This window comes from Labedella populi (genome assembly GCF_004078655.1).
Lineage (GTDB): Bacteria > Actinomycetota > Actinomycetes > Actinomycetales > Microbacteriaceae > Labedella > Labedella populi.
In genome coordinates this window covers 196,447-210,667 of sequence record NZ_RZNC01000005.1, presented here as the reverse complement: position 1 = coordinate 210,667, position 14,221 = coordinate 196,447, and the positions used below count along the sequence as shown (strand labels likewise).

Annotated in this window: 15 protein-coding genes; 10 read left to right on the top strand and 5 right to left on the bottom strand. The window is 68.7% G+C overall.

Annotation, left to right across the window (positions count from 1 at the left end; all coding sequences use genetic code 11):
- Nucleotides 1-115: 115 nt before the first annotated feature.
- The 5 genes from ELQ92_RS13875 to ELQ92_RS13855 all read left to right on the top strand — a co-directional run bounded on the left by ELQ92_RS13875 (nucleotide 116) and on the right by ELQ92_RS13855 (nucleotide 5,791).
- A complete protein-coding gene (locus ELQ92_RS13875; RefSeq protein ID WP_128499908.1) occupies nucleotides 116-1,216 on the top strand; it encodes a putative B6 ABC transporter substrate-binding protein in 1,101 nt (366 codons plus the stop codon).
- A gap of 88 nt (nucleotides 1,217-1,304) precedes the next feature.
- On the top strand, nucleotides 1,305-2,900 hold the full coding sequence (locus ELQ92_RS13870; RefSeq protein ID WP_208004392.1) for a putative B6 ABC transporter ATP-binding protein: 1,596 nt from the start codon (nucleotides 1,305-1,307) through the stop codon (nucleotides 2,898-2,900).
- The gene (locus ELQ92_RS13865) at nucleotides 2,900-4,009 is read left to right on the top strand and encodes a putative B6 ABC transporter permease subunit 2 (RefSeq protein WP_128499906.1); all 1,110 of its coding nucleotides are present in this window, start codon (nucleotides 2,900-2,902) and stop codon (nucleotides 4,007-4,009) included. The genes ELQ92_RS13870 and ELQ92_RS13865 overlap by 1 nt, the downstream gene beginning before the upstream one ends.
- Nucleotides 4,006-4,941, top strand: a complete 936-nt coding sequence (locus ELQ92_RS13860) for an ABC transporter permease (RefSeq protein WP_128499905.1) — start codon at nucleotides 4,006-4,008, stop codon at nucleotides 4,939-4,941. Before ELQ92_RS13865 ends, ELQ92_RS13860 begins: the two co-directional genes overlap by 4 nt.
- Before the next feature lie 43 nt (nucleotides 4,942-4,984).
- The gene (locus ELQ92_RS13855; protein ID WP_128499904.1) at nucleotides 4,985-5,791 is read left to right on the top strand and encodes an IclR family transcriptional regulator; all 807 of its coding nucleotides are present in this window, start codon (nucleotides 4,985-4,987) and stop codon (nucleotides 5,789-5,791) included.
- 134 nt (nucleotides 5,792-5,925) lie between these two features.
- Here ELQ92_RS13855 and ELQ92_RS13850 read toward each other — a convergent pair whose 3' ends face one another.
- Nucleotides 5,926-6,393 (bottom strand): NUDIX hydrolase, encoded by a 468-nt coding sequence (locus ELQ92_RS13850; RefSeq protein WP_128499903.1) that lies wholly within the window; start codon nucleotides 6,391-6,393, stop codon nucleotides 5,926-5,928.
- 261 nt (nucleotides 6,394-6,654) lie between these two features.
- Entirely contained in the window at nucleotides 6,655-7,488 is an 834-nt protein-coding gene (locus ELQ92_RS13845; RefSeq protein ID WP_128499902.1) for an alpha/beta fold hydrolase, read from the bottom strand.
- A 132-nt stretch (nucleotides 7,489-7,620) separates the two neighbouring features.
- Between ELQ92_RS13845 and ELQ92_RS13840 the strand changes: the two genes are divergently transcribed.
- Complete coding sequence (locus ELQ92_RS13840; RefSeq protein ID WP_128499901.1) at nucleotides 7,621-8,202, top strand: TetR/AcrR family transcriptional regulator; 582 nt, start codon at nucleotides 7,621-7,623, stop codon at nucleotides 8,200-8,202.
- A gap of 267 nt (nucleotides 8,203-8,469) precedes the next feature.
- Here ELQ92_RS13840 and coaBC read toward each other — a convergent pair whose 3' ends face one another.
- Nucleotides 8,470-9,732, bottom strand: a complete 1,263-nt coding sequence (gene coaBC / locus ELQ92_RS13835) for a bifunctional phosphopantothenoylcysteine decarboxylase/phosphopantothenate--cysteine ligase CoaBC (RefSeq protein WP_128499900.1) — start codon at nucleotides 9,730-9,732, stop codon at nucleotides 8,470-8,472.
- Between the two features lie 82 nt (nucleotides 9,733-9,814).
- Here coaBC and ELQ92_RS13830 point away from each other — a divergent pair, with 82 nt between their 5' ends.
- The 3 genes from ELQ92_RS13830 to ELQ92_RS13820 all read left to right on the top strand — a co-directional run bounded on the left by ELQ92_RS13830 (nucleotide 9,815) and on the right by ELQ92_RS13820 (nucleotide 12,408).
- Nucleotides 9,815-10,552, top strand: coding sequence for an NRDE family protein (locus ELQ92_RS13830; RefSeq protein ID WP_128499899.1), 738 nt, complete (start codon nucleotides 9,815-9,817; stop codon nucleotides 10,550-10,552).
- 1 nt (nucleotide 10,553) lies between these two features.
- Nucleotides 10,554-11,003, top strand: coding sequence for a GNAT family N-acetyltransferase (locus tag ELQ92_RS13825; RefSeq protein WP_243695043.1), 450 nt, complete (start codon nucleotides 10,554-10,556; stop codon nucleotides 11,001-11,003).
- Nucleotides 11,004-11,184: 181 nt separating this feature from the next.
- Nucleotides 11,185-12,408, top strand: a complete 1,224-nt coding sequence (locus ELQ92_RS13820; protein ID WP_128499898.1) for an alpha-amylase family protein — start codon at nucleotides 11,185-11,187, stop codon at nucleotides 12,406-12,408.
- A gap of 42 nt (nucleotides 12,409-12,450) precedes the next feature.
- On the opposite strand, the gene ELQ92_RS13815 is transcribed toward ELQ92_RS13820, so the two are convergent.
- Entirely contained in the window at nucleotides 12,451-13,227 is a 777-nt protein-coding gene (locus tag ELQ92_RS13815) for a lysophospholipid acyltransferase family protein (RefSeq protein ID WP_128499897.1), read from the bottom strand.
- Nucleotides 13,228-13,320: 93 nt separating this feature from the next.
- Entirely contained in the window at nucleotides 13,321-13,770 is a 450-nt protein-coding gene (locus ELQ92_RS13810; RefSeq protein WP_128499896.1) for a MarR family winged helix-turn-helix transcriptional regulator, read from the bottom strand.
- A 62-nt stretch (nucleotides 13,771-13,832) separates the two neighbouring features.
- On the opposite strand from ELQ92_RS13810, the gene ELQ92_RS13805 reads away from it, so the two are divergent.
- Nucleotides 13,833-14,195 (top strand): VOC family protein, encoded by a 363-nt coding sequence (locus ELQ92_RS13805; protein WP_128499895.1) that lies wholly within the window; start codon nucleotides 13,833-13,835, stop codon nucleotides 14,193-14,195.
- The last annotated feature ends 26 nt before the right edge of the window (nucleotides 14,196-14,221 follow it).

Here is a 14,221-nt window from a genome sequence, read left to right as displayed (position 1 = left end):
CAACCGCAATTTATTCTCATATCGTAGCGCTACCCCTGCACAATGTAAGAGGAACTTGAGACCAGCACTCCTCGAGGCCCCGGGGGTCCATCACCCTGAGAGGAAGATCTCGGCAATGAACGGATACACCAGCGGAGCCCGCCGCAGTAGGGCGTCACGCGTTCTCATCCTCACGGTCTCCGGCGCGCTCGCCGTCGCCCTCACCGCGTGCTCCTCCGGGCGCGGCGGTAGTGGCGACACGGGCGGAACCGACGACTCGGCCGGAACCGACGTCACCCAGTTCGCCCTCGTGGCTCCCGAGAACGAGTCGGACTACGGCTACAACCAGGCCGGCATCGACGCCGCGAACGGTGCGGCCGAGGAACTCGGCATCGACGTCACGATCGTCCCCGACGCGGGCTACGACAACATCGAGACCGTGCTCAACCAGGTCGCCGACGGCGGAGCGCAGTTCATCGTCGCCCACGCTTCCGGCTACAACGTCGGAGCGGCCGCCGCGGCCGCTGCGAAGAACGTCCCGATCCTCATCCAGGACGCGGGCGAGGAGGAGAACGTCCCCGACCTCATCGCGGCCGTCAAGCCCGAAGGCCAGGAGGGCGGGTATCTCGCGGGAGTCGCCGCGGCCATGGCGACGACCTCCAAGACGGTCGGCATCGTCGTCTCCGCCGACAACGCGAACTGGTTCGCGATGTCGTCGGGCTTCGCCGAGGGTGTCTACAGCGTCGACCCGACCATCCAGGTCCTCTACACCTCCGTCGGACCGGCCGCCTACGCCGACGCCGCCGGTGGCAAGACCGCGACGGAGCAGATCATCGCGTCCGGCGCCGACGTCGTCTTCGGCATGGGTGACGGTGCGACGCTCGGATACCTCCAAGCGATCGAGGCATCGGAGGGCGTCATGTACATCGCCGACATCGGCGACGTCACGCCCGGCCTCAACGACACGAGCAAGCTGCTCACCTCCGTCCGGTGGAACTACGAGCCCGCCTACGTGCAGGCGATCAAGGACATCGAGGCGGGGACGTTCGGCGAGAGCACCTACCCCGTGGACGTCGAGAACGGCGGCATGTACCTGCAGGAGACGGACGCCCTGACGCCCGAGATCATGACGGCGGTCGAGGAGGCCTCGACGGCCATCGCCGACGGCTCGATCACGCCCACGATCGCGACCTCGGCCGACGAGGTCGCGGGCATCATCGCGGCCAAGGGCGAGTAGCACGGCGGTCGGTGCCGGAGACCGCCCTCTCCGGCACCGACCTCCTCCTGTCGCAAGTCCCCTCCTCCCGCACACTCAAGGAGCAATCGTGACGACAACGGCCACGAGCGACGTCATCTCCCTGCGAGGCATCACGAAGGCGTTCCCCGGCGTCGTCGCGAACGACGACGTCTCCCTCGACATCGTCCCCGGTCAGGTCCACTGCCTGCTCGGGGAGAACGGCGCCGGCAAGTCGACGCTCATCAGTATCCTCGCGGGCATGCAGCAGCCCGACTCCGGGACCGTGTCGATCGGCGGGACCGTCGTCGACATCTCGTCGCCGAAGGTCGCCGTGGACAACGGCATCGGTGTCGTCCACCAGCACTCGACCCTCGTGCCGGCGTTCACCGTCCTCGAGAATCTCATGCTCGGCGACGGCGGGGTCCTCCTGGACGAGAAGCGCGCGACCCGGCGGCTCGAGGAACTCGCCGGACTGCTCGGCGTCGAGATCGACCCCCACGCGCTCGCCTCCGACCTCGGGCTCGGCCAGCAGCAGCAGGTCGAGATCGCGAAGGCGATGTGGAAGGGCAGCCGGCTGCTCGTGCTCGACGAACCGACGTCGATGCTCACGCCTCAGGCGATCGAACACCTCGCCGAGAGCATCGCCCGCGTCAAGGCCGAGGGCCTCGCCGTCGTCCTCATCACCCACAAGCTGCGCGAGGCGTATGCGATGGGAGACTGCGTGACCATCCTCCGCGCCGGTCGCAACGTCGGCCACATCTCCACGGAGGAGCTCGCGACCTACTCGGAGCAGCAGGCGCAGGACGCGATCCTCGCCGCGATGTTCGGGGAGGACATCGTCGCCGTCGGCGACGAGGCCACCGAACTCGCGGGCGCGACCGAAGCGAGCAGGGAGACCGCGGCGATCGACTTCGCGAGCCGCCCGGTGCGGCTCGAACTCCGCGGCGCCTCGAGCCGCGGTGCGGGGCGCGACGTCGATGTCGAGGACGTGTCGCTCACGCTGAGGGAGGGCGAGATCCTCGGGATCGCGGGAATCGACGGCCACGGCCAGAACGCGCTCTCGGAACTCGTCGCGGGACAGCGGCCGGCCTCGACGGGCACGCTCGTCTTCGACGGCGACGACATCACACGATCCGGTGTCCGGGGGCGGCAGCGCCTCGGCATCCGCTACGTGACCGACGACCGGTTGCACGAGGGCACCGTCGGTTCGATGTCCGTCGCGGTCAACCTCGTCATCAAGCGCATCGGCGAGCAGCCGTTCTGGCGCTCCGGCCGCATCCAGCCGAAGGCCGTCGACGCGGAGGCGAAACGCCTCATCGACGAGTACGGGATCCGCACGCCGTCGCCCGCGACCCGCGCCGGGACGCTCTCGGGCGGCAACATCCAGAAGATCCTGCTCGCACGCGAACTGACGAACGGCGCCCGACTCGTCGTCGTCAACAAGCCGACGTACGGGCTCGACCTCAAGACCGTGCACCTCGTGCGCGAGATCCTCACGGACTTCGCCGCGCAGGGCGGCTCCGTCCTCCTCCTCTCCACCGACCTCGACGAGCTCATCGAGCTGTCGCATCGGATCCAGGTCATCTCCCGCGGACGCCTCGTGGGCAGCGTCGTCAACGACGGCCCGGGTACCGCCGAAAAGGTGGGCCAGTACATGACAGGCGCGATCGAAGGCACCGACTGATGAAGACCGAGACCAGTTCAGCCCTCGTCCAGGGCTTCGTGAGATCCGTCGTCCCCGTGCTGCTGGCCCTCATCGTCTCGGGGCTCATCATGCTCGCGATGGGAGCGAGCCCGCTCGACTTCTTCGCCGGGGTGTGGCGGTACGGCATCACGGGCAGCAACTGGCAGCGCAGCCTCGCGCTCATGTCGCCGCTGCTCATCGTCGCGATCGGCATCATCGTCGCCTTCCGCGGCCAGCTCTGGAACCTGGGCTACAACGGCCAGTACCTCCTCGGCGCCGTCGTCGCCTCGGGCCTCGGGCCGATCCTCTACGCGGTGATGCCGGCGTTCCTCGCCACGATCATCGTGTTCGTCGTCGCGGTGCTCGCGGGTGCGGTGTGGTCCCTCATCCCCGCGATCCTGAAGGCGCGGTACGGTACGAACGAGATCATCACGTCCCTCGTGATGTCGTTCATCGCCATCGGGGTCGTCAACCTGCTCATCAAGGGTGTGTTCAAGGACCCGGGTGTCACGACGCCGCAGACGACGGTGATCCCGGAGGACCAGCTCCTCCCGTACATCCCGGGCACCGAGATCCACATCGGGTTCCTCATCGCCATCGCGCTCGCGATCGTGGCGCAGATCGTGCTCAGCCGGACGTCGTTCGGCTTGCGGATCGACATCTTCGGTGCGAGTCCCAAGGCGGCGCGCCACGTCGGGCTCAACTCGACCTGGATGGTCGTCCTGCTGTTCGCGATCTCGAGCGGCCTCATCGCATTCGCGGGGTCCGTCGACATCCTCGGTCAGTTCACGTACCAGCGCGCCGACTGGGACCCGCGGTACGGTGACGCGGTCATGCCACTCGTGTTCCTCGCGCGGTTCCGGCCCGTCGCGGCGATCCCGTTCGTCGCCTTCTACGCCGTGCTCGCGACCGGCGGCACGCTCGCCGCCCAGCAGGCCGGCCTCAACGTCGACTTCCTGTTCGTCATCGTCGGTCTGATCCTGCTCTTCATGACGATCACCGAGTACATCGGCAACCGCCGCGCCCTCGGGCAGAGCTACGTTCCCGCCGGGCTCCGACGCACCGTACTCCAACCGTTCACGCGCACTTCCGAGAGGACTTCGGCATGAGCGAGATGCTGTCAGCGACCTTCATCACCGTCTTCATCGCGACGGTGATCGCGCAAGCGATGCCGCTCATGCTCGCGGCCGTCGGCGAGACGATCGGCGAGCAGGCCGGCATCCTGAACCTCGGTATCGAGGGCGTGATGCTCATCGGCGCCTACACGGGCTTCGTCGTCACCCTCATGACGGGGAGCTTCTGGATCGGGATGCTCGCCGGGGCCATCGGCGGCGTCGTCGCGAACGCGGCGATGCTCGTGCTCAACGTGTGGCTGGGGCTCAACCAGATCGTCATCGGCCTTGCGATCACGCTCATCGGCGAGGGCATCACGAGCGTCCTCTACCTGCAGAATTACACGAGTTCCCCGGCGAGCCTCGGCGCACAGCCGCGCATGCCGATCCCCGGCCTCTCTGAGATCCCCGTGATCGGGCCGGCGCTCTTCCGGCAGTCGGGCATCTTCTGGCTCATGATCGTGCTGATCCTCGTGCTCGCCTTCGCCCTCGCACGGACGAGCTGGGGGCTCTCGACCCGATCCGCTGGGCAGAAGCCGTCCTCCCTCGACGCGGCCGGCGGCAGCGTCATGCGGACACGTTCGACGGCCGTGATCCTGAGCGGCGTGCTCGTCGGCCTCGGCGGCGCCTACCTTGCGCTCCTCACGACCGCGACGTTCAGCCCCCACCTCACCAACGGGCTCGGCTTCATCGCGATCGTCATCACGATGCTCTCCCGCGGACGCATCCTGATCGTGATGCTGACCTCGCTCGTCTACGGTCTCGCCGTGGCGATGGGACCGGCCCTCCAGGTCATCGGCTTCACCGTGCCCGCCGACATCATCAAGATGTTGCCGTTCATCATCGTCATCGTCATGCTGATCGTCTTCGCACGGAGTTCGGTCGTTCCGCCAGCGCTCGGTGCGCCGTACACCCGCGGGGCACGATGACGGCCAGGCCTCCGCTGCCCGCCGCTAGGATCGATCGGAGCCGATGACCATGACAGCCGACGACGAGAACCTCGAAGAGCCCACCGCGACACCGGCCGAACCCCAGCGGACGAAGGGTGTGGACAGCGCGCGGCGCGCGCTGCAGATCCTGCTCGAGTTCAGCGAGAGCACGCCTGAACTCACGGTCGACAACGTGCTCGAGAAACACGACATCTCCGTCCCGAGCGCCTACCGCTACATCTCTCTGCTCCGTGAGCTCGACCTCATCGAGGAGCGCGAGAAGGGCCGGTTCGTCCTGTCGCCGCAGATCCTGCGTCTCGCGCGCGCCGCCGAGACGGCGATCGATTTCCGCGCCCAGGTGCAGCCGATCCTCAACCGCATGGCCGAGGAGACGGGTGAGACGGCCCTCTACCTCCGCCGCGTCAACGATTCGGCCGTGTGTCTCGCGATCGCCGAGTCCGACCACCCGATCTCGATCTCGTTCCAGCCCGGCAACCTCATGCCGCTCTACGGCGGCGCCGCAGCGAAGCTCCTCCTGAGCGAGCTGACACCGGCGAAGCTCGCCCAGTACTTCTCGAGGCTCGGTTCCGTGCTGTCGAAGAAGGAGAAGAAGAGACTCGAGGAGGACCTCGGGCCGCTCCGCGAAGCCGGGTACGCCGAGAGTGCCGGTGAGGTCGACCGCGGCGTGTGGGCGAGCGCTGCGAGTGTGCACAGCAACGGGCTCTCGCTCGGCGCACTCACGATCGTCGCGCCCGACTACCGCCTCACGGACGAACACAAGGCGCGCATCGCCGACGCCGTGCGTGCGGGGGCCGCGGCCTTCCAGGACGTGGTCGCCGACCGCACGTGACGCGACTCGCGCGTGGCCGGCGGCGCCCGGACGGCGCCGCGTGGACCGGAGGGTCAAGCCCGAGATTCCCGCATCAGTGGCGTGATCGGGTTGCGGAATGGCCGAGGCCGGTCCTCGGGCGTACCGGGGACCCGTCAGGGGAGGGTCTTCAGGTGTTCGACGAGCGCGGCGAGCACCGGCAGCTGACCCGCGTGGATCTTGTCGGCGGCGGTGAGCAGGTCGTACCAGCGAGCATCGTCGATCTCCGGGAATTCGACGAAACGGCCCGACCCCTTCGGCACCTCGATCGCGATCGTATTGCTCGCGACGGTCAGATCGCCGAGATCGTGTTCGACCGCGAAGACGGTGATCACCTTGCCCGACGATTGTCGGAACTCTCCGAGTTCGACGTACCGGCCATCGGGAGCGGGCACGCCCGTCTCTTCGGCGAACTCGCGCCGTGCAGCGATCTCGGCGGTCTCATGCTCGCCGTACTCGCCCTTCACGACGCCCCAACCGCGAGCGTCCTTCTTCGCCCAGAACGGACCGCCTGGGTGCACGAGCCAGACCTCGACGCTCTCGTCGGTATGGCGGTAGGGGAGGATTCCGGCGCTGCGCTTCACCTCCCCATTCTCGCTCCCGTCACCGACACCGGTGACGGGAGCGAGACGTCGGCGCCCGCCGCGTCGGGGATCGCGGGCGGGCGCCGGCCGGCGGGGGAGCCGGTCTTGCAGTACCGTGTTAGGTACGTTTCCACGCTAGATGCCGTCGGCGATCGTCGCCAGTCGGCTAAAGAGGGGACCCCGACGGCGACGGGCGCGTCCCCGCGGAACCGATGCGCCGGATCCGCGAGAACGCGCCCGTCGGGGTGCGTCCGCGTGCAGTTACTTGGCGAGGAACGTGAGCAGGGCCTCGTTGATCTCGGCGGCATGCGTCCAGAGCATGCCGTGAGGCGCGCCCTCGATCTCGACGTAATCGGCGCTCGGGACGAGCTTCGAGAAGACGCGTCCGGTCGAATCGATCGGAAGGATGCGGTCGTCCGTGCCGTGCACGATGAGCGTCGGCACGTCGATCTTCGCGACGTCCGCGCGGAAGTCGGTCAACCAGGTCGGCTGTGCCGCAGTGGCGGCGAAGGGTGCCGATCCGATCGCGGTGATCCAGCTGGCGTGCGACGCCTGCTCGCTGAGGCGCGAGGGGATGTTCTCGTCCTCGTTGTAGAAGTTCTTGAAGAACTCGGTGAAGTAGGCGTATCGGTCGTTCGTCGCGGCCTCGAGCAGTCCGTCGAACACTTCCTGGGGGACGCCCGTCGGGTTGTCCTCCGTCTTGAGCAGGAACGGCTCGAGCGAGCCGAGGAAGGCGGCCTTCGCGATGCGCTCCGAGCCGTAGGTGCCGAGGTAGCGGCCGAGCTCTCCGGTGCCCATCGAGAAGCCGACGAGGACGACGTCCTGGAGATCGAGCGTCGTGAGGACCGTGTCGAGGTCGGCCGCGAAGGTGTCGTAGTCGTAGCCCGTCGTGACCTTGCTCGAGCCGCCGAAGCCGCGCCGGTCGTAGGTGATGACGCGGTAGCCGGCGGTCAGGAGCGCCGCGGTCTGCTTCTCCCACGACGCACCGTCGAGCGGGTAGCCGTGGATGAGGACGACGGGCTGGCCGGCTCCGTGATCCTCGTAGTAGAGCTCGATGTCCGTGCTGTTTTCGGTTCCGACGGTGATGTAACCCATGGTCTGTTCCTTTTCGTCGAGTGCTCTCGAGGATCGTTCCGATGAAGCGGTCCCACGAAGGGAGAACGGTCGTTCTCCGTTGGTGCTCAATCTAGAGAACGTTCGTTCTCAAAGTCAAGTAGTGTGGGTGTCATGACAGTGGCCGCTTCGAGAACACTCGCGAACGACACCGCAGCGCGAATCGTCGCCGCGGCCGATGTGTTGTATTACGCCCGAGGATTCCAAGCCGTGGGGATGGACGAGGTCCGATCGGCAGCGGGTGTCTCGTTGAAGAAGCTCTACCAGGAGTTCCCGTCCAAAGAGGCGCTCGTGCTCGCGGTCCTCGAGGCGCGGCACGAGATGTGGGAATCAGGGGTGACGTCGGCCGTCTCGCATGCTGCGAACGCTCGCGACGGTCTCCTCGCCATCTACGACTACCTCTCGAGCTGGTTCTCCGACGAGTCGTTCCGGGGCTGCGGATTCATCAACGCCTTCGGTGAGCTCGGAACGGTGTTCCCCTCCGTGGCGGAGATGGCGCGTGAGCACAAGGAGTCGTTCCAGCGCGATGTGGCCGCCCTCGTCGCCCGCGCGGGCGCCGACGCGTCTCTCGCGCCCCAGCTCGCGCTCCTCGCCGAAGGCGCTCAGACGACGGCGGCGATCTCCGGGTCGGCCGAGTCGGCCCGTCATGCTCGCGCCGCAGCCGAGGTGCTCATCGAGGCGGCACTCGCGCGCTGACGGGTCTCACGGGGTGTCCGCGGGGCGGAGGGCGAGCCGCCCGAAGGCGCTCCCTCCACTCCCGCACGCGGCCATCCCCCCCCGAAGGGGATCGCGACGCCGCGAGCACCGGCCGCGAGGCGACCGGTTCGCCCGCTCCGCATGGCGGTGACCGTCGGGGCGACGGCACCTGCCGTGTAAGGACGAGGGTCGAGAACGGGCGTTCTCAACCGTGATGAGACTAGAAAACGTTCGTTCTCGAAGTCAAATCGACGCGCTGCTGCGACCTCAGTCGCGCGCGGCTTCGAGTTCCAGCACGGCGTCGAGGAGGGCGTGTGCGACCGCGTCCTTGGAGCCGTCCACCTCGGCGACCGGGACGCCCGCGCGATCGATCACGATGACCGCGTTGTCGTCGGCGCCGAATCCCGTCCGCCATCCCACGACGTTGAGCGCAAGCAGGTCGGCACCCTTTCGCGCCATCTTCGTGCGGCCGAGCTCGAGGAGGGCCTCCCGGTCGGGAGCGGTCTCCGCAGCGAATCCGACGACCACCTGCCCGCGTGGGCGTTCCGCGGCCAGACCGGCGAGGATGTCCGGAGTCCGCTCCAGTGTGAGGCTGAGCGCGTCGCCCGAGTCGTCCTTCTTGATCTTGGACTCGGAGACGGTGGCGGGTCGGTAGTCGGCGACCGCTGCGGCCATGACGACGACATCGGCGGTCGCGGCCTCGGCGCGCATCGCCGTCGCGAGCTCCTCCGCTGTCTCGACCCGGATCACCTCCGTGCCGAATTCCGTGCGAAGGTCCCCCGTCGCGGGTGCGACGTCGGCGTCGAGGTGGGCGGTGACGAGAGTCACGCGCGCCCCGCGCGCCGCCGCAGCGCGGGCGATCGCGAGCCCTTGCTTGCCGCTCGAACGATTCCCGATGAATCGCACCGGATCGAGCGGTTCGCGTGTGCCGCCCGCCGAGACGACGACCTGGCGACCCGCGAGATCCTGGGGGGCCGAGGCCGGATTCGCCTCGCCGTCGACGCGTGCGAGGGCTGCTGCGACGATGTCCTCCGGCTCGCTCATCCGCCCGGGGCCCTCGTCCGGCCCGGTCAGCCGTCCATACTCGGGGCCGACGATGCCGACTCCGCGTGAGCGGAGCGTCGCGATGTTCGCGACGGTGGCGGGGTGCTGCCACATCTCCGTGTGCATCGCGGGAGCGAGCACCAAGGGAGCGCGGCTCGCGAGCACCGTGGTGCCGAGCAGATCGTCGGAGAGACCGTGCGCGAGTTTCGCGAGGGTGTTCGCGGTCGCGGGGGCGATCACGATGAGGTCGGCCGCTTGACCGAGCGCGACGTGCCGGACGGTGTCGACGCCCTCGTAGAGCGAGGTGGTCACGGGGTTGCCGCTGATCGCCTCGAGAGTGGGGAGCCCCACGAACCGGAGGGCGTTCTCGGTCGGGACGATGTGGACGTCGTGGCCCGCCTTCACGAAGAGGCGTGCGACCCCGACCGCCTTGTAGGCGGCGATCCCGCCCGTGATCCCCACGACGATCGTCAGCCGCTCGGCCATGCGCCACCTCTTCCGGGCGGTCAGGACCCGCCGTTCGTCTAGTCTGACGTAGTCCGTTCGCCAACGCCCGGGAGGCCGTCGCATGTGCACCGTCGTCGTGGGATTCGAGCCCGGGAGCGCGTGGCCCGTCACCATGCTCGGGCTGCGCGACGAATCGCCGGGCCGGCCGTGGGACCCGCCGGGCGCCTGGTGGCCGGAACTCGGGGACGGTGTGGTGGGGCTGCACGACCGCGAAGCGGGCGGTGCGTGGCTCGCGACCAACTCCGGAACGGGGCGCGCGGCGGTCATTCTCAACCGCCGCGAGGAGTTGCCGGAGCCCGAGGGCGGCTGGACATCGCGCGGCGTCGTCCCCCTCGAGGCCGTCACGACGGGGGTCGATCCGCTCGTCGTCCCGCGGACGCGTACGTTCAACCTCGTCGAGATCGCCCCCGATCGTGTGCGTTTCACACGTTGGGACGGCACGCGCGTCCAGTCAGTCGACCTCGGGCCGGGCGTGCACATGATCACGCACGAGGGCCCCGACACCTTCGATGTGCCCCGGGTGTCGCGCTGGCGTCCGCACTTCATCGACGCCGGTCGCCCGACCGGGTCGCCCGGAGGGGCGGATTGGGATCCCTGGCTCGACGTCTTGCGTGAGAGTTCGCAGCTGCCGCCGGATCATGCTGAGGCGATCGTGCGCCAGGACGAACATGACGGCTTCGTCCTCGCGTCGCTCTCCGTGACCGCCTTGGCCCTCGGGCCGGGCGGCGTCGACCTGCGCACGGCCCGCCTCGACGAACCGGGCCGTCTCCCGGAGCGCCTCGACTGGCTGGAGGCGTGAGGTGACGTACACGGTGCGGCGGGCCGAGGTCCGCGACATGGATCCCCTCGTGCTCTATCGGATCCTGCAGGTGCGGAACGCGGTCTTCGTGGTCGAGCAGGTCGCAGCCTACGACGACATCGACGGGCGCGATGCGGAGTTCGGCGCCGAACTCATGTGGGCTGAGGAGGACGGCGAGATCCTCGCGACGCTGCGCATCCTCCAGGAGACGGACGCGATCCGGATCGGCCGGGTTGTGACCGCGGCCGCCGCTCGTGGTCGCGGGATCGGCGCCGATCTCATGCGGCGCGCCGTGCAGCGCTGCGTCGAGGTACGGCCGGACGAGCCGATCCTGCTCGACGCACAGTCCCACCTCGTGGACTGGTACGCGCGGTTCGGCTTCGTCGTCGAGGGCGAGCCGTTCGTGGAGGACGAGATCCCGCACCGCCGCATGCGGCGTCCCGCGGCCTGAGTGTCATCAATGCGGGGCAGCCCTTCTTACGTGAAATCTCTCGGAGCACGACGGTCCCGATGCGGCGTATCGAGCGAGGAGGCTCCCGAGCCGCCCACGTACCGCGGGCCGAAGGGGTGGGGGATCGAGGCGCCCCGCAATCCCCCGGGGAACGACGGCTCGCCGGGCTAGCCTCGAGGACATGCGCGATTGGACCGAACACGTCATCTGGTGGCACGTCTATCCGCTCGGCTTCGTCGGTGCCGACACGACGGGGCAGGATCGCACGCCGACCCACGAGCTGCGCCGCCTCGAGGGCTGGCTCGACGACGTCATCGCCCTCGGCGCGAATGGGATCGCGCTCGGCCCGATCTTCGCCTCCTCGACGCACGGCTACGACACGATCGACTACTTCCGCATCGACGAGCGCCTCGGCGACGAGGACGACTTCGCATCGCTCGTGACGGCGGCCCACGATCACGGCATCCGGGTCCTGCTCGACGGGGTCTTCAATCACGTCGGTCGGGAGTTCCCCGACACCGCCCTCCTGCGCGAGGGCGGCACCTTCGAGGGACACGACGCCCTCGTCGAGTTGGACCACGACGACCCGGCGGTCGCCGATCTCGTCGCTCGCGTGATGATCCACTGGCTCGACCGAGGTGCCGACGGTTGGCGACTCGATGCCGCATATTCGGTGCCGCCGGCGTTCTGGGCGCGTGTGCTCCCGCGGGTCCGCGAGGTCCACCCCGACGCATACATCGTCGGTGAAGTGCTGCATGGCGACTATGCGGCGATCGTCTCGGAATCCGGAATGGACGCGGTCACGGAGTACGAGTTGTGGCAGGCGACCTGGCACGCGATCGCGGAGATGAACTTCTTCGAGCTCGACTGGACCCTCACGCGCCACAACGAGATGCTCGACACCTTCGTTCCGTACACCTTCGTGGGCAATCATGACGTCTCGCGGCTCGCCACGCGCATCCCCGACGAGCGCCACCGGGCGCACGCCCTCGTCCTGCTGTTCACCCTCGGGGGGACGCCGTCCGTGTACTACGGCGACGAGCGCGGGCTCGAGGGGCTCAAGGAGGAGCGCTTCGGGGGCGACGACGCCATCCGCCCCGAGTTCCCCGCGTCACCCGCCGAACTGCCCCGGGGGCGCGAGGTCTTCGCCCTGCACCAGGAACTCATCGCCGTGCGGCGCCGACACGCGTGGCTGCATACGGCGCGGAGTCGGACACTCGCGCTGACGAACGAGACGCTCGTGCTGGAGGTGCGCTCGGGCGACGACCGGCTCGTGGTCGCCCTCAACCTCGACGATGCGCCGCTCGTGCTGGACGGATTCGACGGGGTCGATGCCGGGAACGCGATCGCGGGGGCGTTCGACGGTCGCGTCGTCCCGCCTCACGGCTGGGCCATCCTGGCCTGACCGCTCCGACACCGAGTGGGTCGACGGGGCGGGGTGGACCGGTCAGTCGGCGGAGGCGGCCTTCTCGGCGCGGCGTCGGTCGCGTTCGGCGTCGGCCGCCGCGGCTTCTTCGGGGGTCGGAGCGGTGCCTCCGAGGTGGCGGGGTTGCCACCACTGGCCGGTGCCGTCCTGCCGGTATCCCGCTTGCAGCGTGTCCGTGAGCGACTGCAACTGGGCCTTCAGTTCGGCGAGCTTCTCGGGCACCGAGTCCTCGGGCGTGACGCGGATGGGCTCGCCGTACGCGAAGTCGACCTCGACGCCGATGCGGTCCCGCAGACGGATCTTCCGATTCTTCGTGAGGAGACGCTGTCCGCCCCATACCGCAACGGGGATGACGGGCACGCCGGCCTCGGCCGCGAGCCGCACGGCCCCGGACTTGAGGTCGCGGACCGTGAACGAGGCGCTCACGCCCGCCTCCGGGAACACGCCGATGATCTCCCCGCGTCTCAGGGCGGCGACGGCCTCGGCGTAGGCGGAGGCGCCTGCCGACATGTCGACCTCGATGTGCTTCATGCCGCGCAGCAGCCATCCGACGATCGGCTTGTCGAAGGCGCGCTTCGTGGCCATGAACCGCACGCGGCGGCGCGTGTGCAGCCACGTCTGCCACTCGACCAGGGCGAACTCGAGGTAGCCGAAGTGCGTCATCGCGAACACGGCACCACCGGTGCGAGGGATGTGCTCGAGTCCCGTCGCACGGCGCTTCAGACGCCACGACGCGAACAGTGCTCGACCCGCGCCGATAGCGGCGGAGTAGATGGGCTCGGGGGATCGCCTCGTCATGTCTATAAGCGTATGGGGAGGCTCCGCAAAGACGTGGGGAGGGCGGGGGCGTTGTGGCCGGCCGTCGCCCTGGTGTAGCGGATCGGTGCGTGCTCAGGCGGGTGCGCGCAGGGCGTCGACGCACTGCCGCAGTGTTGCGACGAGGGCGGCGCGGTCCTCGGGGGCGAGGGGCTCGACCATACGGTTCTCGACCGTCTTCACGGCGGCGCTCGCCGTCCGGAGCTGTTCGCGCCCGCGGTCCGTGAGGCGCGTGGGGATCGCGCGGCCCGAGGCCTCGTCGCCCACCCTCTCGACGAGGCCGTCGCGCTCGAGTGACTGGAGAAGCACGTTCATCGACTGCCGGGTGACGAATGCCCCGCGCGCGAGCTGGGAGTTCGAGAGCCCGGGGCGTTGCGCGAGTAGTTCGAGACAGGAGTAGTGCGTGATCGTCATGCCCAATGGCCGCAGCGCGGCCTCCATGCTGATGCGGAGAGCGCTCGACGCCTCCTTGAGCAGATAGCCGACGGAGGTGTCCAGATCGATCCCGTTGCGCACTTGACCCATGTCAGCATTCTGACATACGCTCGCCTATGTCAGAAACCTGACATCCGCTTCAGGAGGACACCATGACCACGATCGGCCCCGACTTCATCTCACTCCAGGTGCGCGACCTCGACCGCGCCGCCGACTTCTACGAGCACCACCTCGGCCTGACGCGCCAGCCCGGTCCACCGCACGCCGTCGTCTTCGACACGAAGCCCGCCGCCTTCGCGGTTCGCGAGGCGGTTCCCGGCATGGACCTCGACGCCGCTCCACTCGGGCGAGGCGTCGCGATCTGGCTGCATGCCCCCGAGGCGCAGAAGGTCCACGACGCGCTCGCCGCGGCCGGCGTCGAGATCGCGTCCGCACCGATCGACGGCCCCTTCGGGCGCACCTTCACCGTCGTCGACCCCGACGGATACAGCATCACGTTGCACGACAAGGCCTGACGCCTCCGGGGAGTCGGCGGTCGAGC

What these genes read in the sequence shown, in the direction of transcription:
- ELQ92_RS13875 (WP_128499908.1), top strand. Translation starts at nt 116, where the DNA reads ATGAACGGATACACCAGCGGAGCCCGCCGCAGTAGGGCGTCACGCGTT.
- ELQ92_RS13865 (WP_128499906.1), top strand. Translation starts at nt 2,900, where the DNA reads ATGAAGACCGAGACCAGTTCAGCCCTCGTCCAGGGCTTCGTGAGATCC.
- ELQ92_RS13860 (WP_128499905.1), top strand. Translation starts at nt 4,006, where the DNA reads ATGAGCGAGATGCTGTCAGCGACCTTCATCACCGTCTTCATCGCGACG.
- ELQ92_RS13855 (WP_128499904.1), top strand. Translation starts at nt 4,985, where the DNA reads ATGACCATGACAGCCGACGACGAGAACCTCGAAGAGCCCACCGCGACA.
- ELQ92_RS13845 (WP_128499902.1), bottom strand. Translation starts at nt 7,488, where the DNA reads ATGGGTTACATCACCGTCGGAACCGAAAACAGCACGGACATCGAGCTC.
- ELQ92_RS13840 (WP_128499901.1), top strand. Translation starts at nt 7,621, where the DNA reads ATGACAGTGGCCGCTTCGAGAACACTCGCGAACGACACCGCAGCGCGA.
- coaBC (WP_128499900.1), bottom strand. Translation starts at nt 9,732, where the DNA reads ATGGCCGAGCGGCTGACGATCGTCGTGGGGATCACGGGCGGGATCGCC.
- ELQ92_RS13830 (WP_128499899.1), top strand. Translation starts at nt 9,815, where the DNA reads ATGTGCACCGTCGTCGTGGGATTCGAGCCCGGGAGCGCGTGGCCCGTC.
- ELQ92_RS13820 (WP_128499898.1), top strand. Translation starts at nt 11,185, where the DNA reads ATGCGCGATTGGACCGAACACGTCATCTGGTGGCACGTCTATCCGCTC.
- ELQ92_RS13815 (WP_128499897.1), bottom strand. Translation starts at nt 13,227, where the DNA reads ATGACGAGGCGATCCCCCGAGCCCATCTACTCCGCCGCTATCGGCGCG.
- ELQ92_RS13810 (WP_128499896.1), bottom strand. Translation starts at nt 13,770, where the DNA reads ATGGGTCAAGTGCGCAACGGGATCGATCTGGACACCTCCGTCGGCTAT.
- ELQ92_RS13805 (WP_128499895.1), top strand. Translation starts at nt 13,833, where the DNA reads ATGACCACGATCGGCCCCGACTTCATCTCACTCCAGGTGCGCGACCTC.